The sequence below is a fragment of the Orenia metallireducens genome, assembly GCF_003001995.1.
GTDB classification, from domain to species: domain Bacteria; phylum Bacillota; class Halanaerobiia; order Halobacteroidales; family Halobacteroidaceae; genus Orenia; species Orenia metallireducens_B.
This window is the reverse complement of sequence record NZ_PVNB01000008.1, coordinates 69913-89870: the sequence shown is the minus strand read 5'-3', so window position 1 is coordinate 89870 and position 19958 is coordinate 69913. Positions and strand designations below refer to the sequence as shown.

At 35.7% G+C, this 19958-nt stretch carries 23 protein-coding genes; 3 read left to right on the top strand and 20 right to left on the bottom strand.

Annotated features, from left to right (window positions below):
• Positions 1-170 precede the first annotated feature (170 nt).
• Positions 171-389, top strand: a complete 219-nt coding sequence (locus tag BX659_RS07690) for an alpha/beta-type small acid-soluble spore protein (RefSeq protein WP_097017536.1) — start codon at positions 171-173, stop codon at positions 387-389.
• A gap of 104 nt (positions 390-493) precedes the next feature.
• Positions 494-712 (top strand): alpha/beta-type small acid-soluble spore protein, encoded by a 219-nt coding sequence (locus BX659_RS07685; protein WP_097017536.1) that lies wholly within the window; start codon positions 494-496, stop codon positions 710-712.
• A gap of 47 nt (positions 713-759) precedes the next feature.
• Here BX659_RS07685 and BX659_RS07680 read toward each other — a convergent pair whose 3' ends face one another.
• The 13 genes from BX659_RS07680 to cobC form a co-directional block, all read right to left on the bottom strand.
• Positions 760-1014: a hypothetical protein gene (locus BX659_RS07680; protein WP_097017535.1), complete on the bottom strand. Its 255-nt coding sequence runs from the start codon at positions 1012-1014 to the stop codon at positions 760-762.
• Between the two features lie 191 nt (positions 1015-1205).
• Positions 1206-1580, bottom strand: a complete 375-nt coding sequence (locus BX659_RS07675) for a sirohydrochlorin chelatase (protein ID WP_097017534.1) — start codon at positions 1578-1580, stop codon at positions 1206-1208.
• Between the two features lie 18 nt (positions 1581-1598).
• On the bottom strand, positions 1599-2894 hold the full coding sequence (gene hemL / locus BX659_RS07670) for a glutamate-1-semialdehyde 2,1-aminomutase (RefSeq protein ID WP_097017533.1): 1296 nt from the start codon (positions 2892-2894) through the stop codon (positions 1599-1601).
• Between the two features lie 234 nt (positions 2895-3128).
• Entirely contained in the window at positions 3129-3605 is a 477-nt protein-coding gene (gene ahbB / locus BX659_RS07665) for a siroheme decarboxylase subunit beta (protein WP_097017532.1), read from the bottom strand.
• Positions 3606-4067 (bottom strand): siroheme decarboxylase subunit alpha, encoded by a 462-nt coding sequence (ahbA, locus tag BX659_RS07660; RefSeq protein ID WP_097017531.1) that lies wholly within the window; start codon positions 4065-4067, stop codon positions 3606-3608. It lies immediately after the preceding gene.
• A 71-nt stretch (positions 4068-4138) separates the two neighbouring features.
• Entirely contained in the window at positions 4139-5152 is a 1014-nt protein-coding gene (gene nirJ2 / locus BX659_RS07655) for a putative heme d1 biosynthesis radical SAM protein NirJ2 (protein WP_097017530.1), read from the bottom strand.
• 86 nt (positions 5153-5238) lie between these two features.
• Positions 5239-6207: a porphobilinogen synthase gene (gene hemB / locus BX659_RS07650; RefSeq protein WP_097017529.1), complete on the bottom strand. Its 969-nt coding sequence runs from the start codon at positions 6205-6207 to the stop codon at positions 5239-5241.
• 33 nt (positions 6208-6240) lie between these two features.
• Complete coding sequence (locus BX659_RS07645) at positions 6241-7446, bottom strand: radical SAM/SPASM domain-containing protein (protein ID WP_097017528.1); 1206 nt, start codon at positions 7444-7446, stop codon at positions 6241-6243.
• A 70-nt stretch (positions 7447-7516) separates the two neighbouring features.
• A complete protein-coding gene (cobA, locus tag BX659_RS07640) occupies positions 7517-9028 on the bottom strand; it encodes a uroporphyrinogen-III C-methyltransferase (RefSeq protein WP_216358765.1) in 1512 nt (503 codons plus the stop codon).
• A 2-nt stretch (positions 9029-9030) separates the two neighbouring features.
• A complete protein-coding gene (gene hemC, locus BX659_RS07635) occupies positions 9031-9954 on the bottom strand; it encodes a hydroxymethylbilane synthase (protein ID WP_097017526.1) in 924 nt (307 codons plus the stop codon).
• 21 nt (positions 9955-9975) lie between these two features.
• Entirely contained in the window at positions 9976-10656 is a 681-nt protein-coding gene (locus BX659_RS07630) for a precorrin-2 dehydrogenase/sirohydrochlorin ferrochelatase family protein (protein WP_097017525.1), read from the bottom strand.
• A 125-nt stretch (positions 10657-10781) separates the two neighbouring features.
• The gene (gene hemA / locus BX659_RS07625; protein ID WP_253250709.1) at positions 10782-12047 is read right to left on the bottom strand and encodes a glutamyl-tRNA reductase; all 1266 of its coding nucleotides are present in this window, start codon (positions 12045-12047) and stop codon (positions 10782-10784) included.
• Positions 12048-12124: 77 nt separating this feature from the next.
• Positions 12125-12739 carry an alpha-ribazole phosphatase gene (cobC, locus tag BX659_RS07620; protein WP_097017523.1) on the bottom strand — a complete coding sequence of 205 codons (615 nt, stop codon included), beginning with the start codon at positions 12737-12739 and terminating at the stop codon, positions 12125-12127.
• A 356-nt stretch (positions 12740-13095) separates the two neighbouring features.
• Between cobC and BX659_RS07615 the strand changes: the two genes are divergently transcribed.
• Positions 13096-14589, top strand: coding sequence for a hypothetical protein (locus tag BX659_RS07615; protein WP_097017522.1), 1494 nt, complete (start codon positions 13096-13098; stop codon positions 14587-14589).
• On the opposite strand, the gene cobD is transcribed toward BX659_RS07615, so the two are convergent.
• The 7 genes from cobD to BX659_RS07580 all read right to left on the bottom strand — a co-directional run bounded on the left by cobD (position 14590) and on the right by BX659_RS07580 (position 19940).
• Positions 14590-15699, bottom strand: a complete 1110-nt coding sequence (cobD, locus tag BX659_RS07610; RefSeq protein WP_097017521.1) for a threonine-phosphate decarboxylase CobD — start codon at positions 15697-15699, stop codon at positions 14590-14592.
• Entirely contained in the window at positions 15668-16546 is an 879-nt protein-coding gene (locus BX659_RS07605) for a GHMP family kinase ATP-binding protein (RefSeq protein WP_097017520.1), read from the bottom strand. The genes cobD and BX659_RS07605 overlap by 32 nt, the downstream gene beginning before the upstream one ends.
• Before the next feature lie 108 nt (positions 16547-16654).
• On the bottom strand, positions 16655-17374 hold the full coding sequence (locus BX659_RS07600) for an AIR synthase related protein (RefSeq protein ID WP_097017519.1): 720 nt from the start codon (positions 17372-17374) through the stop codon (positions 16655-16657).
• Complete coding sequence (locus tag BX659_RS07595) at positions 17375-17857, bottom strand: ECF transporter S component (RefSeq protein WP_097017518.1); 483 nt, start codon at positions 17855-17857, stop codon at positions 17375-17377.
• Positions 17858-17880: 23 nt separating this feature from the next.
• Positions 17881-18627: an adenosylcobinamide-GDP ribazoletransferase gene (gene cobS, locus BX659_RS07590; RefSeq protein ID WP_097017517.1), complete on the bottom strand. Its 747-nt coding sequence runs from the start codon at positions 18625-18627 to the stop codon at positions 17881-17883.
• Positions 18627-19223 carry a cob(I)yrinic acid a,c-diamide adenosyltransferase gene (cobO, locus tag BX659_RS07585; protein WP_097017516.1) on the bottom strand — a complete coding sequence of 199 codons (597 nt, stop codon included), beginning with the start codon at positions 19221-19223 and terminating at the stop codon, positions 18627-18629. The genes cobS and cobO overlap by 1 nt, the downstream gene beginning before the upstream one ends.
• An 84-nt stretch (positions 19224-19307) precedes the next feature.
• Entirely contained in the window at positions 19308-19940 is a 633-nt protein-coding gene (locus tag BX659_RS07580; RefSeq protein ID WP_097017515.1) for a hypothetical protein, read from the bottom strand.
• Positions 19941-19958: the final 18 nt, after the last annotated feature.

Here is a 19958-nt window from a genome sequence, read left to right as displayed (position 1 = left end):
CAATCCACTTTAATCTATAATATCTGATTGACCTATAGTTATTATTATCCATTGGTATATCTTATAGGTAGATTTAACTGATTAAATAATTCTACGAAAAACTTAACTCGAATTAATTATCTATTTATAAGAGATAATATTAGTACAAAGCAGATAAGGAGGTGAAAATAATGTCAATCAGAAATAACAGTAATCGCTTACTAAATCCTGTTGCTAAAGAAGCTATGGATAAATTCAAGTTAGAAGTGGCTGAAGGTCTTAATATCTCCAATGATTATAAATCTGGTTATTGGGGTAATCTAACTTCTCGTGAGTGTGGCTCTGTTGGTGGTGAAATGGTCAAGAGAATGATTCAAGACTATGAGAATAAGATAGCTAATCAACAATAATAAACTCCCCATCTGTTATAACTGTACCTTTCAATAATTATCTGCTAATAAAAAGTTATTCTTCTCTCCCAAAACCTAATAATAATTAAGGAGGTAAAAAGATAATGTCAATCAGAAATAACAGTAATCGTTTACTAAATCCTGTTGCTAAAGAGGCTATGGATAAATTCAAGTTAGAAGTGGCTGAAGGTCTTAATATCTCCAATGATTATAAATCTGGTTATTGGGGTAATCTAACTTCTCGTGAGTGTGGCTCTGTTGGTGGTGAAATGGTTAAGAGGATGATTCAAGACTATGAGAATAAGATAGCTAATCAACAATAAAATAATAAAAGCCCTAGAATTTATCTAGGGCTTTTTAAAAATTATAGTTAACTTTGTGGCTCTTTCTCTAAAAACTGAGTAATAAATCTAATCACCGGAAAACCTTTAAATCTACTATCAGATGATGCTTTCTCATCATCCTCATCTATAATATCAGCAATCTTATACTCAACAACAGAAATATTTCTTAATGATTCTAAATAGGGTGACTTCATCTCTATTTTATCTTCAGGATTCTCTTTAATACTTACTGTATTGTGTAATTTCTCTAAATTAGAAATAATATTACGTTTATTTATCATCAATATTGCCCCCTTCCTGTAATAGATAAATAGATTATCTGTCTATTCTAAAATCAGTTCACCTTTAATATACCATTAAAATTTAACGATATTGTTACGAACTATAAATATTTTATCAAAATTATATTATTACAAGCAAAAGCAATTAATGGTATAGAAATTTTAATCATTAAATAGAACCAGTTGCTTTATTAGATTGATTGACTGACATTATTTAGCTTTACCTCAATTAAATTTTTTAAAAGGCTAACTTCACCTGCTAAATGGCTAGTTGTTTTAAAGGTAAGTCTGGGATATTTATTTCTTACCTCTGCTAATAAGCTAGGTAAATCGGCTTTTACATGCTTGCCTGCAAATACAAATAAGGGAACAACTGTTATTCTTTGAATATTATCATCAGCTAGCTCTTCTACAGCCTGCCAGAAATCAGGCTTTGAAAATTGCAGGTTTGCTTCCTTTACTCTAAGCTCTAAATCCTCTTCTAAAGCTCTGCTTAAAGCAAGCAATTCTTGATTAGCTATAGCTGATTTGCTGCCATGGCTTAATAATATAATGCCTTCTTTCATTATATCCCCCCTCTACCTCTAAAATTCAACCTGCTTTTTGACCTCTAACAATGCTTTATAGTTTGCTTCTATAGTTGTTTGTATCTCATCTTTGCCATGGGATAAAGAGATAAAGTTAGCTTCAAATTGAGAAGGTGGTAGGTAGATACCTTCTTCTAACATCTTATTAAAATAGATCGAAAAAGCTTTAGTATTTGAGCTTTTAGCACTCTGATAATCTGTAACCTCTGAACTATTAAAGAATAAGGTGAACATAGACCCTAGTCTAGAAAAAACAGCATGAACATCTACTTTTTTGATATTCTTTAGGATTCCATCTTCTAGAAGCTGCCCTTTCTCTTCTAAATTATCATAAGTATCCTCCTCTTTTAATAGCTTTAAGGTATTGATTCCAGCAACCATAGCCAAAGGATTTCCTGATAAGGTTCCTGCTTGATAAACAGGACCTTCTGGTGCAATATAATCCATAATCTTTTCTTTACCACCATAAGCACCTACAGGTAAGCCTCCACCAATAATCTTACCAAAGGTAGTTAAATCAGGCTCGATATTATAAAGCTCTTGTGCTCCACCATAAGCCAATCTAAATCCTGTCATTACCTCATCAAAGATCAATAAAGCTCCATACTCTTTAGTAAGATTTCTTAAAGACTCTAAGTATCCAGCATTTGGGGTAACAACTCCCATATTCCCTGTAACTGGCTCCAAGATAACTGCTGCTATCTCTTGACTATACTCCTTAAAGACCTCCTCAAGAGCTGAAATATCATTATAAGCTACTACTATCGTCTCCTCAGCCAGCTTAGCTGGTACTCCTGCACTTCCAGCGATACCTAAAGTAGTTATTCCAGAGCCAGCTTCCACTAGTAAACTATCACCATGCCCATGATAACAACCTTCCATCTTGATAATCTTAGTTCTTCCTGTATAACCACGAGCCAAACGTAAGGCACTCATCGTTGCTTCTGTTCCTGAATTGACCATTCTTACTTTATCAACAGAAGAGACCCCAGCTACAACCATCTCTGCTAAAGTAGTCTCCAATTTAGTTGGTGCTCCAAAACTGCTTCCTTTAAGTAATTGCTGCTGTAAGCCTTCAACTACTGCTGGATGATTATGTCCTAAAATCATCGGTCCCCATGACCCTACATAATCTATATACTCTTTACCATCAGCATCATAAATAAAAGATCCCTTAGCCCGTTCAATAAAGAGCGGGTCATTATCCACAGCTTTAAATGCTCTAGCTGGACTATTGACCCCACCGGGAATGTATTTTTTTGCTTCTGAGAATAATTCTTTAGACTTTGACATAGTTACACCTCCGACTTACTTATAAATAAATTATATATTTTCTTAATTAATAATAATATAACTATTGAGATTCTGGGTATATTGCGACAGTTTGGTAGCTGGCTGCTGGCTACTAGCTTCTAGCTAAATCTTTTAATATATTTTAATCACTTAGCTAATAGCCAGTAGCTAGAGGCTATTAGCTAAAATGTCGCACTATCCTTCTATTCTATTAACTTCTATAATACTCATCACTTATTGCTCTTCTATAAAATATTTCATACTGGTCTTCTTTAGCTCCTCAGTACTATATAAGATTTGATAATCATCAATTCCAGTTAGTTCTGATAACTCTTGCACAATTTCTTCCACCTCAGCTTGGCTCTGCCCATGAAGCATACTGAATAGACTATAGGGCCAATCAGGATAAGTAGGTCGCTGATAAACATGGGTAGTAGCTGAATGTCTAGCCAAAATCTTGGCGACCTCTTCCCTCTTGTCTTTTGAAACCAACCAGGCTACCATTCCATTTGCTTTAAAGCCTGCTTCTCGATGGTTTAATATAACAGCAACTCTCCTCAAAATACCTTCTTCTTTATATTTATTTAATCTTTTTAGCAATTCTTCCTCTGTAATTCCCAACTGATTTGCAAGAATCATATAAGGCTGCTCTGCCAAAGGAATATTCTCTTGAAGTAACTTGATTATCTCTTGGTCTAACTTATCTAACATTTAATCACCTCTGTTATCTAACTCCAACTTAACAGCTAATTTAAAGAACCTCTCAGCAGGCAATTCTATCATTCTTGTAATTCCAGTCTTCTCTTTAATCTCCTTTAATATAACTGCTAACCTCTGCTGCGAAGGGGCAATTAGAGTAAACCAGAGGTTATAGCTATGATTTCTACGATAATTATGGGTAACACCTAAATAACTATTGATAATCTTAGCCACCTCATAGAATCTATCTTCAGAGACCTCCATAGCTACTAGAGTACTTATATAACCTAATCTTTTAGAACTGAAAATACCACCTATCCTTCTGATATAACCATTATTCTTTAATTTTTTCAACCTTTCAATTATCTCTTCACCATCGATTCCAATCTGCTGACCTAGATCATGATAAGGAGTAGAAGTTAAAGGAATTCCCTGTTGAGTAATCGTTAATAATTGCTGATCAATTTCATCCATTATCTCTCCTCCATATCAATAGTTTTTAAGACTAATTATATTATCATAAAGCTCTATGTAGTCTATATCCTTTAACTTTTAGCTGTATAATCCTCACTATCAATTGCTTTATAACACCAAGGCTCTTCTGCTAAATAATCTCCTTTGGAATAGTAATAGGCCCTTGCTCGACACCCTCCACATATATCTAAATCTTCACATTTACCACAATTTCCTTTGTAATCCATACTTCTTAACTCTTTAAATACTCGGTTCTCTTCCCAAATATCAGTAAAGGGCTTCTCTAACACATTAGCGACCTTAACTGGTAGATAAGGACAGATATGTACATCACCATCAGGTAGAATACAGCAATACCCCACTCCTGCAATACATCCTCGTGAAAATCTCATTTTAAGTCCTCGCCTTTTAGCTATTGGAACAAATTGTGGAGCACAGGTTGGTTTAAGTTCAATCTCAACTTCTTGTGATTTATCTAAAATACGGTGAATCATCTCTTCATAACGCTTGGCTCTTAGAGATTCCTTCTCAATCTCTTTTCCTCTACCTGTTGGTACTAAAAAGAAGGGGTGATGTGCTTTAGCACCTAATTTAACTGCTAAATCTGTTATCTCTTCTAATTCATTGTAATTTCTCTTAGTAATAGTTGTATTAATCTGTGTCTCTAGACCAACTGCTTGACAGTTTTTAATCCCCTCTATTGACTTTAACCAACTTCCTTCTCCTCCACGGAATCTATCATGAAGCTCTGCTTGAGTACTATCTAAACTGATACCTGCCCTTGCTAAGCCAGAATCCTTTAACTTTTTAGCCACTTCTAAAGTAATTAAGGTTCCATTAGTACCTAATACCGGTCTCATCTCTAAACTCTTTGCATAAGCAATCAACTCATAGATATCATCTCTAAGCAGAGGTTCTCCTCCACTAAAGATCATAATCTTAAAACCTGCTTGTGCGACCTCTTTTAATAATTTTTTTGCTTCCTCAGTAGTTAATTCATTACTTTGAACCTCAGGTCCCGAATCACGATAACAGTGTTTGCAGTATAAATTGCACCTCCTCGTAACATTCCAAGAGATAATCAAAGCTATAACCCCCTTAGTCCAAGTATGAGTCTAAGTTTAGGCTTTAGTAAAAATATTACTTAAATTCAAGCTCAAACTTAATATCATTAACCTAACCATTTTGCTACATCCTTTGCACAATATGTAATAATAATCTCTGCCCCTGCCCGCTTAATACTAGTTAGCATCTCTAAGACCGCTACTTTTTCATCAAGCCATCCCTTTTGGGCTGCCGCCTTAATCATAGCATACTCACCACTGACATTATAAGCTGCAATCGGCAGTGTAAAGTTATCCTTAGCCCTGCGAATGATATCGAGATAGGATAAGGCCGGTTTGACCATGATGATATCAGCCCCCTCTTCCACATCCAGTTGAATCTCCCTTAAGGCCTCATCACTGTTGGCAGGATCCATCTGATAGGACTTACGATCTCCCTCTTGTGGTGCAGAATGAGCAGCATCACGAAAAGGTCCATAAAAGGCTGAGGCATACTTTGCTGAATAAGAGATAATAGCTATATCCTCATAACCATGCTGGTCTAATCCTTCTCGAATTGCTCCAACCCGTCCATCCATCATATCGGAAGGGGCTACCATATCTGCTCCTGCCTGAGCATGGGAGATAGCAACCTTTGCTAAATTTTCTATAGTAGGGTCATTTAACAAGCATCCTTCCTCAAGGGTTCCACAATGTCCATGGCTAGTATATTGGCATAGGCAGACATCGGTAATAATCAATAACTCTGGATAAGCCTCTTTAATCTTACGACAAGCCCTCTGGATAATCCCATCCTCTGCCCAAGCTGTAGAACCAATCTCATCCTTCTGATCAGGTATTCCAAATAAAATTATCCCCAATATTCCTAAATCTACTATCTTCTTCACCTCTGCTAAGAGCTTATCTATAGAGAGATGAAAGTTGCCAGGCATTGAAGGAATCTCCTCTTTTATTCCTTCTCCCTCTACTACAAAAAGGGGATAGATCAAATCCTCTCGACTCAATTTAGTTTCTCTAACTAAATTCCTAATAGCTTTAGTCTTTCTCAATCGTCTCGGTCTATGTATTAGATCCATAAATATTGCCTCCTTTTACGTACAGTAACTAGTTTAGTTCTTAACCCTTAGCTCGTCACTCGTTACTGCCCTTGATATCTCATTATCTGTTAAATAACAGGCTGGGTCTTCAGCCCAAAAGTTATTATGGACTGCTTCTGCTCGTGGTCTAAAGTTACCATTACATAAGTCTAACCATTTACAGCTTTGACAGCGTCCTGTCAAATAAACCTTTCGATCTCTCAACTTATATAGAATACCTATCGAATCATCGCACCAAATCTGACTAAAGGGTCTTTCTTTGACATTACCTAAGGTATAATTTTGAGTAAATTGATCAGGGTGTACCTTGCCTAGCCAGTCAACATTAGCAATTGCTATTCCAGAACGGTTACCACCATTAATGGCTAAAAGAGTTTTGACCTGCTCTACTCTAGGATCACCTTTAGCCTTTAATTTTAAATAGAGATAAATCCCATCACAGTGATTATCGACAGTTAAAATCTCCTTATCTAAACCTCTAGCCTGCCATTCCAGAGTCTTAGCTATTAACAAATCTAAGGCTTTTCTGGTCTCAGTAGCAGAGATATCTTGATTGACCAGCTTACTTCCCCGCCCTGAATAGACCAGATGATAAAAACAGGCTCTGGGAATGTTCTCTTCTTCAATTAACTTTAATATTCTCTCTAAATTAGAGTAATTATATTGATTGATAGTAAAACGCAATCCAACCTTCTGATTAACTGCTAAACAATTTCTTATCCCTTGCAGTGCTTCTTGGTAGGCTCCAGTCTTACCTCTAAAGCTATCATTCTCCTCACCTATCCCATCTAAGCTAATACCTACATAGCTTACTCCTAAATCCTTTAATCTTCTAGCTATTTTAGAATTAATCAAAGTACCATTGGTAGATAATGTAACTCTTACTCCCTGTTTTCTAGCATATCCAATCAATTCATAAATATCGGAACGCATTAAAGGCTCTCCACCAGATAAGAGAAGCACTGGTACCTTAAACTCTACTAAATCATCAATAAAAGCTTTAGCCTCCACTGTACTTAGCTCCCCTTGATAGCTTTTAATTTCAGAGTTAGAATAACAATGGACACAACTTAAATTACAGCTACGGGTTACATTCCAGACTACCACAGGACCATAACCTTCTTTGACCCCATACTTATAACTCTTAGCACTCTGATCATATCTAAGACTATCCCCATATTTATCTGGAGAACCTAGTAGCTTTGAAATTCCTATCATAATAATTACTCCCTCTAAATCAGTGATTAGTAACAAGTAACAAGTGACAAGTAAAAATAATTGAAACCTACTATTTACTGTAGTATTTCTTAATTGCTGCTAACAAGCCCTCAATGGTATACTCTTTAGCTATAATAGTCACCTTTAATCCATAACCTTCAGCAGTTTTAGCTGTAATTGGACCAATACAGGCAATTTCAACGTCTTTTAATAGCTCTTGATAATTATCTCCTAAGCCTTTTATCAGATTGTCTACCGTTGAAGAGCTAGTAAAGGTTATCAAATCTACATCACCTGCTACTAATCTATCAGCTAACTCTTCATTACCTGCTCCTTGGATAGTCCGATAGGCTATTACATTATCCACTGTTGCACCTAACTCTGCTAAGCCTTCCTCTAACAAATCTCTAGCTAGATCAGCCCGCGGCAATAAAAATCTCTGATTCGATAAATCCTCTGTAGAGAAGCCTGTTAAGATAGCTTCACTGACATAATCATCAGGAAGATAATCAACTATTAACCCATAGTCCTGCAACCTTCCTGCAGTTTTAGGTCCAATAGCACAGAGCTTAACTCCAGCTAAGGCACGAACATCCTTCGATAATTCAAATAACCTTTTCATAAAAGCTTCTACACCATTGATACTAGTAAAGATAACCCAGTCATAGTCACCGATCCTCTCTAAAGCATCATCTAATTTCTGATAACTTTCTGGAGGAACTATCTCAATTGCTGGAGCCTCTATTATCTCTGCTCCCTCTTGAGCTAAGGCTCTACAGAGACCTTTGGCCTGCTTGGTCGGTCTAGTAACTACTATACTCTTAGCAAAAAGACTCTTTCTTTCAAACCAATTCAACTCTTTACGTAATCTAACCACCTCACCAACAACTATAATTGCCGGTGCTTTAAAGTTAGCAGATCTAACCTTATCTACAATATTATCTAAGGTGCCAACTAAGGTCTCCTGCTCAGGTCTGGTTCCCCATCTGATCAATGCTACTGGGGTTTGGGGATTCCTTCCTCCTGCTATAAGCTGAGGAACAATCTTTGGTAGATTTCCAACTCCCATTAAGATTACTATAGTTCCTATAGTTGTAGCTAGCTTCTGCCAATCTACATTGTTCTTATCCTTTGTTGGATCTTCATGTCCAGTAACTAGTGCAATAGAAGAGTTGTAATTACGATGGGTTAAAGGAATTCCTGCATAGGCTGGCACTGAGATTGGAGATGTAATACCTGGTACAATCTCAAAATCTATACCTGCCTGTAATAGCTCTTGGCCCTCTTCTCCCCCACGACCAAAGATGAAAGGGTCTCCACCCTTTAAGCGGGTAACGACCTTCCCTGCTTGAGCCTGCTCTATCAATAACTGATTAATCTCATCTTGGGTTCGATAATGATGCTTAGCGCTCTTTCCTACATAGAATAACTCAACAGAGTCTTTGCTATACTCCAATAATTTAGGGTTTGCTAAACGATCATATAATATTACATCAGCCTCTTTGATTGCATTTAATCCTTTAAGGGTAATTAACCCTTCATCACCTGGTCCTGCTCCAACTAAAAATACTTTACCTGCCACTATTATCCCTCCTTAATCTCTGCTAAAATCTCTGCTGCTCCCTGCTCAACAAGCCTTTGAGCTAACTTAACCCCTAACTCTTTAGCCTCTTCTCTACTTCCTTTTAGCTTAGCCCTTAGCAACCTACTACCATCTAAACTTGCTACCATACCTTCTATGCTTAGTTCATCATCCTCAATCTGAGCATAGGCAGCTATCGGTATCTTACAGCTACCTTCTAAATATGATAAAAAGCTCCGTTCAGCTGCTACCCTTACATATGTATCATGATGATTTATTCCTTTAACTAACTCCTTAATGCTATCATCATTACTTCTGACCTCTAAAGCCAAAACACCTTGTCCAACAGCAGGTAGAGAAATAGCTGGTTCTAAATATTGGCTTATCTTATCACTCCAGCCCATTCGCTCCAAACCTGCTGCTGCCAACACAATAGCGTCAAGGTCTTGGCTATACAATTTCTTAATTCTAGTATCAATATTCCCTCTAATTGGCACAATCTCCAAATCAGGACGATAATTTAACAGTTGCGCCTTCCTCCTTAAACTACCTGTACCGATTTTAGCCCCTTGAGGTAATTCTTCTAAAATTTTATCATCTTTTGAAATCAATACATCTAAAGGATTAGCTCTTTGAGGTGTAGCAATTAACTCAAACTCATTGGCTATCTCTCCTGGCATATCCTTTAAGCTATGTACAGCCAAATCTATCTCTTGATTTAAAAGAGCTATCTCTATCTCTTTAATAAATAAGCCCTTCCCTCCAATTTCGATCAAAGACCTATCGATAATCCTATCTCCCTTAGTACTCATCTTCTTTAGAGAAAATTTATAATCCGGAAATTTCTCAGCTAACTCTTCTGCTACCAAGGTACTTTGTGCTACAGCTAATTGACTCTTACGTGTTCCAATGATTATTTCTGACATTTTCCCCCTCCTATATCACTATTATAATCCAAATCCATCTTCTGCTATATAAGCTAAATCACAGATTTTTCTCACCTTAGCAGGCAAGCTCTTGTTTAACTTCTCTAAAAATTCATCTTTATCCTCAGCCAATAATCTAATCAACTCTAAATCAGCTAGCTCTCTAAATATCTTTCTCCTTTGCTTCTCATCATCGATATTATCTATAATTATCGGTCTTAATATTTTCATCAACTCTAAAAATACTTTAAATTCTTCTCCAAAAGAGTTCTCTAACTCTTCTCTAATTCTTTTAGAGAGAGCAGGCAGATTCCCACCTGTAGCAACTGTCAATAATAAATCCCCCTGCTTAATAAGCGCTGGCAAGGTAAAGGTCGACTCCTCTAAACTATCTGCCACATTAACAAGAAGATTATGCTTGTCAGCTAAACTGGCAATCAGAGAATTGACTCTTCTATTATCAGTTACAGCAAAAGTTATGCAAGTATCTAACATATCTTCCTTTTTAAATTCTCGTTGATAGTATTTTATATTATTAGCTAAGACAAAGTACTTTAACTCATCAATTACCGTTGGACTAACTAAAGTTATTTCAGCTTTAGCCTCTAGCAACCTTTTAGCCTTACGGTAAGCCACCTTTCCTCCACCAACTATTAAGACCCTCTTTCCACTTAACTTGAGATTAATTGGATAACAACTCATCAAATATCACTCCATATGTAAAGACAATCTCAGATAGACATATAAGTCTACTACTAGCTCTTCATTATCAATTTTTAGATTTTCTTAATACTTTACTCATCATTCTTTACTGGTCACTGCTCTTCTTACTGCCCCATAAATATTTTCTTGATTAAACTCAGTTGCTCCTTGCTGATATCATCACTACCTAACTCCTTGATCTTAACTGTAGGCTGATGGAGTAATTTATTGGTCAAGCGGTGAGCCAAATCCTTAAGCACAGCTTCATTATTCTCTTTAGATAATTTCTTTACAGCCCTTGCTAGCTCTCTTTTCTTAATAGCATTAGCCTCAGCTCTAATGGTCTTAATTAAGGGTATAATTTCCCGCTGCTTTAGCCACTCCCTTATATTAGCCTTCTCTTCTGTAATTATACTCTCTACCTTAGCTAATTCTTCTTTTCTTTTACCCAAGCTATACTCAATAACACCTTCCAAATCATCTATATCATAGAGATGAACCCCTGGAATATCGATTACTTTAGGGTCTATATCACGAGGTAAAGCGATATCAATTAAGAATAATGGTCCTCTTCTTTCTTCCATCGCCTTCTTTACAAGATCATAATGCAAGACATAATGAGGAGCTGCAGTAGAACCGATAATAATATCCACCTTATTAATCCAATCTGCTAGCTGTTTCCATCTGATGACCTCACCTGAAAACTTCTGGGCCAACTTTTGAGCACGACTATAGGTTCTATTAGCAACCATTACTCCTTTAACTCCATTGTCAACTAAGGACTTTAAAGCAAGCTCACTCATCTTGCCAGCTCCTAAAATCAGTACCGTCTCCCCTTCTAATGAACCAAATATCTTCTTAGCTAGCTTTACTGCAGCATAACTAACTGATGTTGCTCCTATTCCTATCCCAGTCTCTGTTCTTACCCGTTTAGCTACCCTGAAGGACTCAGTAAAAGTATAATATAAATACTTATCTACCAATCCCAACTCTTGAGAAATTTCAAAAGAGTTCTTAACCTGCCCCAAAATCTGAGCTTCTCCAATTACTAAAGAATCTATTCCACTGACTACCTGATAAAGATGTTCTATCATCTCCATTCCTTGATAACTATAAAGGTATCTATCCAAACTAATAGGGTCAAAATCTGAGATTAAATTAAATAAGTAATTAGCTAACTCATCTACCTCTATATCAAGGTTTTCAACTGCTAGGTAAAATTCTGTTCGATTACAGGTAGCCAGAATAACCACTCCTGCTACAGCTGATTTTGGGCCCACCTCCTTTAAGATCTCTCTATGCCTTTTACGGGTCAAAGAGAACTTCTCTCTTAATTCTAAAGGAGTGGTCTTATAATTTAATCCTATTACTACTAAGTCCACAACAACCATTCCTCCCACTATAATGTACAATTAACCTCAAGCCTAATTGTACATTATCAATTATAAATTAGCTAATTCTAAGACCACTAATCCTCTAAATGCTTAGTACAGTTAAATAGCTCTAAAGCAACTTTATCCTCTTCATAATAATTAATAATATTGACAGATGTATTTGACTGCATCAATTGCCAAGCCTTAGCTAAAGGTATTCCAAATAAAGTACTAATTAATACCTTAATTACGCCCCCATGGCTGACTATCAATATAGTATTACCAAGATGACGACTTATAATCTCCTCTAATTTCTTTATTGACCTCTCTTGTACATCTTTAAGACTCTCACCTTCTGGTGCTCCATTAAGGGCTGGATCCTCCTCCCACATCGCCCACTCTGCTTGATATTTCTCTTGGATCTGATTATAAGTTAGACCTTCCCACTGACCAAAGCTAATCTCCTGCAACTCCTTAAACTTATCTACCTCCAAATCATGCTCTTTAGCCACTGTTTTGGCAGTCTTATAAGCTCGTTCCAAATCACTTGCATAGATCACATCTATCTCTTCTGCTGCTAGTCTTTGAGCCAACTTCTCAGCCTGCTCTATCCCGTTGTCATTAAGTTGAATATCTTTACTCCCTTGAAATCTTAATTCTCGATTCCAGTCAGTCTCTCCATGCCTTACTAAAATAATTTTAGTCTCCATAATTTATACCCCCTTAAAATATGTAGTTCGAAATATCTCATATATCTGTGACTTTATGGGTGTGTTGTGACACTTTTTACTTTGGTGGTTGGAAGTTAGAGGGTTAGGCAGTTAGGCAGTGCCTACCCATCTATCTACCTAACAACCAAAGTGCCCTAATCTCTCTAAATAGTATTATTTTACCCACACAGACAATTAGCCATTTCCTTAGTATCAAGATTTTAGTACAATTCTATCATAACATTCTCCTCTTAGCATCATAGTAAAAATTAATCCACTTACTTAAATAAGTAGCTATATTATGATATAATTCTAATAATTCAAGTAATCTCTAAATAATTGGAGTGATATTAGCTATGGCAGAATTATCCCGTAATAAATTAAGATTAGAAGCTATCAGTAACCTTATTGCTAGCCTATCTGAAAATGAACAGAATAAGTTACCTAAAAAGCTATCTGAATTAGCCGATAAAGAACATGCCCATAATTTTTTTAAAAAGATAAGTAAGAAGAATCAAACAGAAGTCACAGAGATCTTAACAGGCAAAATGCTAGACCTATATAATAGATTTAAGAATAAAGAGGATTTGATGAATAAAAGCTATCATTGCTTATGCTGCTTTCTTAAAGAAGAGAGAGCTACCTATGAAACACAAGTAATAAGCAACACTCAACAAAAATCTTCAGCTACTTCCACAGAAGCAACTATAAACTCTAATAAAATAAATAATAATCTAATCTGGCAGGTTAAAGACCAGAATAACTCTTATGAATATATAGATTTAGTACCTAAAGAGTTCTGTATCAAGGCCTTAAGAGCAAAAGAAATTAAGCTTGACCTTAGTTTAAAGGATAGAGACTATTTTAGATTATTAATGAAATTATCTAAAGTAGATCAAGAGATTCAAGACTTCAATCAGTGGAAGAATATTCTTTTAGGTTTTGACTATCAAAAATTCAAGGATAAATTAGAAGAGCATAAAAAGCAATTACAAGAATACCTTCAGAAAGCAACTAATATTTTACAAAGAAATAGAAGTGAACTAAATAAAGCAAAATTCCAGAAACCTAAATATCAATATATGAAATTTAAGCTCCAATATAATATTAACCTCTTAAATGAATGGGTTGAATTAACTAAGTCACAAATTAAAGAAAATAATTTAAAGCCCTTCGTTATTAGACAACTTGTCTTTGGGGACAATTCCTTTGAAGTGATTAATAATAAGATTCTACCACCCTTAAATATTTTTGAAATCAATCACAGTACTACTCAATTTGAATGGATTGAATTTCTAGCAATTGACGATTATAATAAGATAATCGAAGCAGAAAATAAAAACATCTTGCCCAAATATATCAAAGCGTTAGAGACTAGGCTGACTAAGACCATAGATCAGGATTTATACCCTCTAGAAATTTCAAAGCATTTCCGCTATATTAAAGAAGCGATAGCTACCTATAATAATAGTCATATCGCTGCTGCTATCACCCTTCTATTACGAGAGAATGAAGGATTAGTCTGGGAGATAGCCCAATATATAGTTATAAAATATAATTTAAAGAACATTGACCTTAAAAATGGTCTCTACTATGATAATTCTAATAATATTACAAAAATTTACTCCCTCTATGGCTTAATCATCTTTATAGAATGGCCTAAAGTCTTTAAAGCCAATAACACTCAGGTCAATTTTGCTCAACGATTGGGATATCTAACTATAGATTATAGACAAGAAAGAAACTCAATCTTACATGGGAGTAAAACCGATTTCGATACCTCGGAAAAATATGCTGAGTTATTATTTACCTGTTTTGATATTCTAAAGAGCTTTCATGAAGCAAAATAATTATAAGTTCTCTCTTAGCTGCTCTAATAATTTTAGATTATCAGCTCTACCTTTGACTGCTACCCTGATAAAATCTTCCCCTAAACCTGAGTAAGAGTTGCAGTTACGGATTAGAGTTCCCTCTTTTGCTAAAAGCTCTTCTAAGTAACTAGCCGTTAGCCCAGTAGCCGCAATATCAATGAAGATATAATTGGCATTGGGATAGTAGACCTTTAAGTTATCAATTTCCTTTAATTGTTTATATAAAAACTCCTTCTCCTCTTTAATTCTTACTTTAGTTTCTTTGATGTACTCTTTTTGCTCTAAGGCTACCTTAGTAGCTATTTGGGCAAAATAATTAAGGTTCCAAGGGTCTTTACTAGCAATTAAGCTTTGAATTAGCTCTTGGTTAGCTACTCCATAACCGACTCTTAAACCTGGAATTGCAAAGAATTTTGTTAAAGAACGTAAAACAAATAGGTTATTATAATCATTAATCAAATCTATAATAGCTACTTCTTCTTTGACAAAGTCAGCAAAGGCTTCATCAACTACTAAGAAGATCCCCTGATTATTTGTATACTCTAAAATCTCAATCAGCTCAGCCCTTGAGAGTAAGGTCCCAGTAGGATTGTTAGGATTACATAAAAATAACAAATCTATACTGTCCAAGCTACTTAATAATGTATTTATCTTCAATTGAAAATTATCCTCTCTATGTAAAGGAAATTCTTCTACTTTACCCCCTACACTCTTAGCTGCTAAAGCATATTCAGAGAAAGTAGGGGATAAAACCATCGATTTACTCGGATTTAATACTTTAGTCAATAAATAGATTAACTCTACTGCACCATTACCCATTATAATATTTTCTCTACCTAAATTCAATTTATTGGCCAAATTCTCTTTTAGTTCTTGAGAGTCTGGTTCTGGATAATTGACTATTCCATCAATATTCTTCCTTATCTCCTCACTAACAGCCGCTGGCGGACCTAAAAAGTTGATATTGGCACTAAAATCTATAATATCTTCTTTACTTAAACCATACTTCTTGACTGCTTTAGTAATATTACCACCATGAATATGCTCCAATCTAACTTCACCCCTCTGTAAGAATCTGATAACCTCCATTAATTATCTGAGTTATCAGCAAATAATTAAGTTCAGGTACTTTAGCTTTGATCTCTGTTAATACTTCTACATAATCTCTTTGATTATCTAAAATAACTCCAATTAAGGTACCACTATGAGCAATACTTAACCCTAAGATAGCCTCTTTTTCTGTAGCCAATTCTAAAAGTTTACTCAAATAAGGCTTAAATAATATAATCTGATTCGATAGACTACTTAAGGTTGCTCCCTTAGCTATTAATCTCCTATCCCCTCTCTTAATACCTTCTGCCACCAATTTATAAGCCCTCTTTACCTCTTGCTCTCTAAGCAGATTCAGACTTGCTAAATCACTTCTAGAATTGAAGCTTAGAGTATCTACCTCACCACCAATATCAAAGATTAAGATTGGAATAGGGTCTATCTCTCCTAGCTTGATTGACCTCTTTCCTTGTAGATGGTCAAAGGCTACTATCCCTGTTAAAAACAATCCATCTGTCGGTTCTATCTTGAGAGCTATCTCTTTGATTAACTCTGTATCCACTTCTTCTCCTATTGCTAAGGTAGTGGCTATAATTGTAGCTACGATATCGGCTGTACTGCTAGCCATTCCCTTCCCTTTAACTAATTTAGACCTAATAGTTATCTCTGCACCACTATCATAACCAAAATAGGTAAGGGTCTCTTTAAGGGCAGTGATTGCCTTATTTCCTGCTTGCTTGCTCCTAATCCCTTTAAAACTCTGCTCTACTCTAACCGTTACATAACTATAAAGATCTATTGGACAGGTAATATGAAGATTGATTCCATCAATTACTCCTTGTACCAACTCACCACAACTTCCTGGTACCTTAACAGTTACTTCCATCTTCGTTACTCCTCTTTTAGCAGTGACAAGTGATGAGGAACGGGTGACGAGTAATAACTTCTACTCATCACTTGCCACTAAAATATTATAATGTATCTATTAATCATCTCAATCTAATCTCCCAATTACATTAACTGGTTTATCTATCACTTTCAACCTAGTTAAATCTTCTGCTGCTACTGTAACTAAAAGAACAGTAGCTGGACCTGCCGATTTTTGTAAATCTACTTTGCTCTTTACTAAGGATAATTCTAGCCCATTGCTCTTTGCTAAGAGTTGAGCTTCATATAAGATTCCCTTGGAGCCAACTGGTAAGATTTCATGGATATAATCAAATTTTAATAGCTCTATTAGCAAATCCAAATCAGCAATCTGACTTAAATCTGCTAAGACCTGATCACCTACTTTGGGAAGGCCGATCGCAACTATCAAATCCTCTTGCTGAGAGCTTCCTACCCTCAGTTGATCGATCTCTACACTTCCAATGGCAGTGACTCCAATCCCAGTCTGTACAGTCACTACATTCTCTTCAGTACTTCCTGTCAATAAATCATCAATACCTATCTTAGCTATCTCTTCTTTAATCCCAGAGATAATCTCCTCACCTGTAGGCTTTAACTCTACACTTAAAGTATCTACAACAGATATCGGAGTTGCTCCACTAGCCATAAGTTCCATCAAAGCAACTCTAGCTGTAAACTTACCTACCAAGCTATTAGCAACCCTTATCTTGTCATGTTTTTTACTTCCAATCCCACCTAAGGAGTCACAAGCAATCACTAAAGCCTTCTCACTATCTAAGTTCACAATAGATATATCCCGTTTCATCTAAAATTGCTCCCTTTGAAAGAACCTACTTAGCAATAATGCTAAACCGATATTAACCCCAGAGGCTAATAATAAGATAGGAACTATCCCGATAAAAAATCCCATACCTAAGATAGGTAGCAACAGCGCAGGTATAATCAGTCCATTATAAAGAATAGCTATAACTGTTGCAAGTACTTTATTTCTTTCGACTATATATCCAAATACTAAGCCCCCAACTCCCATTAATAGTCCAACAATTAAATGGATTGGACCTAAAGGTAGACTGGCTGTTAAGGCAGAGACTAGATGTCCAATTATTAAGATAAGACTCCCCTTAGCTCCTCCTAATAACAAGACCCCTAAGTAACCAGGTAAAGAATCAAGAGCGATACTTCCTACAGGGCTTGGGAATTTAAGATAGGCCCCAACTGCTGATAGGGATATTAACAGACTGACTCTAACTAGATTTACTATTCTCCAATTTTCATTATCTCTTCTCATAGTAATCTCCTCTAAATATTTATTTACAGCTTTAACCTTAAGACAAGAGTTATTATCAATATGGCAAAAACTTCGACAATCTCATTGATCGCTCCATAGTTATCGCCAGTTAGTCCATCAATCTTCTTGGTAATTGACTTAGCAATGATAATTGTCATTAAACGAACTAGTAAAAATATGATTAATCCTCTAAATTGAAATAAAACTACTCCTAATAATAGAGTCCAGATATTGACTATTAACAAGTCTCTAAACTTTAAATTCTCAGCATAAACCTTACCCAATCCTGATTTGCGAGCATAAGGATAATTGAAGGCAGCATAAACTATCGCCCACCGACTTATGGTAGGAAAGAATAATAAAATTGCTATCTTATGATTACTTGGAAGCTCTACTAAGAGGCTGAATTTCAATAAAAACAGAGTAACAAGACCAATTACTCCAAAAGCGCCGACCCTACTATCCCTCATAATCTCTAAAATCCTATCCTTCTTTCGACCACTTAAGAGTCCATCACAGCTATCCATTAAACCATCAAGATGAATTCCGCCAGTTAATAAGACCATAGCCATCAGCAACAGACTACTAGTCACTAGTTGTCCAAAATAGATACTAGCTAGATAATCAATTAAAACTAATATCCCACCAAATAGAATCCCAATCAAAGGATAATAAATCATCGATTTGGCAAGAGCCTTATCATTATAATCTAACTCCTTTTTAACAGGAATTCTGCTAATAAATTGTACCGCTATCAAGAAACTATTCATCAATATTCAATTCCCCTGCGACTCTTAATCCCTTGTTGATAAGGATGCTTGATAGCCTTCATCTCTGTAACCAGATCAGCCTTTTCCAAAATATCTTGAGGCATCCTTCTACCAGTTAAGATTAATTCCGTCTGCTCCGATTTTAATTCAATTAACTTTAATACATCCTCTGTTGATAACAAGTCATAACGCAAAGCATTATTAATCTCATCTAAAATCACAAGATCCTGTTTACCCTCTTCTAGAATCTCTTTAGTATACTCATAAGCCCAAGTAACAAATTTCTGATGGGCTTCTTTGTTCTTACTGTTCTTAATAAAACACTCTCCACAGCCAGTACAGCCCATTAACCCCTGCTTAATCAAAGCAGCATAGGAGCAGCCTTTGCCAAACTGCTTGATATTAAGATTTGCTAGTCTTTCTGTAGAGTATAGCTCTCCAGTATAAGTACTCCCCTTTAGATATTGAATCACCTCTACTTTCAAGCCATGACCTGCTGCTCTCAACGCTAAGCCTAAAGCAGCTGTCGTCTTTCCTTTACCATCACCAGTATAGATTTGTACTAGGCCTTGGGATAGTTTGTTTTCTAGATTCATCTTAGCACTCCTTCATCTTAGCTATTTTCCTTACTTCAAAATCAACATGTATGTATGTCTAAAACTTATTATCTTCAAGCTTAATCAAAACTTCACACCAAAATTCACTATGTAACCAGCAATCCCAAAAAGTGATACTTCTAAGGCATAGTCTCTATACTCCATCCCAAAACTTGGTAGAACTGCTGGAAAGGTTCCTAGCCTATTCATATAAGCAGAATACTTACCATTCTCATCATCATAGCCACTAATAATTCCATAGGTTACTTTGCCATATAGTTTAAAATTTGATATCTCCTTAAAGTCATATGATCTTCCAGTATAAAGATACCAGGTTGGTTGAAAATATGAATTTTGAAAATGAGCTACACCATAAAGTCGCTTCTTAGATGAACTATGATATTCTAAACCTAGCAGCCCTTGATCATTATTCCGGTCAGGATTTTGGTTCCAGTGGTAGGTCATAGAACTGGTTTGTAAGAAAAAGAAGCTTTTATCTTTAGTCCTATTCTTACCTTCATTACTTCTCTTAATAATTTTATTACTACCCTTTTCAGTAATTTTCTCAGTAGCTTTTATATTTTCTTCTTTGCCAACCTTCTTTACATTTCCTTTAGTAGTTGTTTCAATATTTTCTTTAGCAATTATAGGTACAGAGTAAACCGACACTGCTACAACACATAAGATCACTAATATTCTGAAATTGCTTCTTATCATCTTATACACTCCCTTAAG

Excerpts from the sequence above, each read along its gene's own strand:
- hemC (WP_097017526.1), bottom strand. The coding sequence starts at position 9,954 with ATGTCAGAAATAATCATTGGAACACGTAAGAGTCAATTAGCTGTAGCA.
- BX659_RS07630 (WP_097017525.1), bottom strand. The coding sequence starts at position 10,656 with ATGAGTTGTTATCCAATTAATCTCAAGTTAAGTGGAAAGAGGGTCTTA.
- hemL (WP_097017533.1), bottom strand. The coding sequence starts at position 2,894 with ATGTCAAAGTCTAAAGAATTATTCTCAGAAGCAAAAAAATACATTCCC.
- cobO (WP_097017516.1), bottom strand. The coding sequence starts at position 19,223 with ATGAATCTAGAAAACAAACTATCCCAAGGCCTAGTACAAATCTATACT.
- ahbA (WP_097017531.1), bottom strand. The coding sequence starts at position 4,067 with ATGGATGAAATTGATCAGCAATTATTAACGATTACTCAACAGGGAATT.
- BX659_RS07600 (WP_097017519.1), bottom strand. The coding sequence starts at position 17,374 with ATGAAACGGGATATATCTATTGTGAACTTAGATAGTGAGAAGGCTTTA.
- BX659_RS07645 (WP_097017528.1), bottom strand. The coding sequence starts at position 7,446 with ATGATAGGAATTTCAAAGCTACTAGGTTCTCCAGATAAATATGGGGAT.
- BX659_RS07690 (WP_097017536.1), top strand. The coding sequence starts at position 171 with ATGTCAATCAGAAATAACAGTAATCGCTTACTAAATCCTGTTGCTAAA.
- BX659_RS07680 (WP_097017535.1), bottom strand. The coding sequence starts at position 1,014 with ATGATAAATAAACGTAATATTATTTCTAATTTAGAGAAATTACACAAT.
- BX659_RS07685 (WP_097017536.1), top strand. The coding sequence starts at position 494 with ATGTCAATCAGAAATAACAGTAATCGTTTACTAAATCCTGTTGCTAAA.
- cobS (WP_097017517.1), bottom strand. The coding sequence starts at position 18,627 with ATGAATAGTTTCTTGATAGCGGTACAATTTATTAGCAGAATTCCTGTT.
- BX659_RS07605 (WP_097017520.1), bottom strand. The coding sequence starts at position 16,546 with ATGGAAGTAACTGTTAAGGTACCAGGAAGTTGTGGTGAGTTGGTACAA.
- BX659_RS07580 (WP_097017515.1), bottom strand. The coding sequence starts at position 19,940 with ATGATAAGAAGCAATTTCAGAATATTAGTGATCTTATGTGTTGTAGCA.
- cobD (WP_097017521.1), bottom strand. The coding sequence starts at position 15,699 with ATGGAGGTTATCAGATTCTTACAGAGGGGTGAAGTTAGATTGGAGCAT.
- ahbB (WP_097017532.1), bottom strand. The coding sequence starts at position 3,605 with ATGTTAGATAAGTTAGACCAAGAGATAATCAAGTTACTTCAAGAGAAT.
- BX659_RS07615 (WP_097017522.1), top strand. The coding sequence starts at position 13,096 with ATGGCAGAATTATCCCGTAATAAATTAAGATTAGAAGCTATCAGTAAC.
- BX659_RS07675 (WP_097017534.1), bottom strand. The coding sequence starts at position 1,580 with ATGAAAGAAGGCATTATATTATTAAGCCATGGCAGCAAATCAGCTATA.
- hemA (WP_253250709.1), bottom strand. The coding sequence starts at position 12,047 with ATGGTTGTTGTGGACTTAGTAGTAATAGGATTAAATTATAAGACCACT.
- hemB (WP_097017529.1), bottom strand. The coding sequence starts at position 6,207 with ATGGATCTAATACATAGACCGAGACGATTGAGAAAGACTAAAGCTATT.
- cobC (WP_097017523.1), bottom strand. The coding sequence starts at position 12,739 with ATGGAGACTAAAATTATTTTAGTAAGGCATGGAGAGACTGACTGGAAT.
- BX659_RS07595 (WP_097017518.1), bottom strand. The coding sequence starts at position 17,857 with ATGAGAAGAGATAATGAAAATTGGAGAATAGTAAATCTAGTTAGAGTC.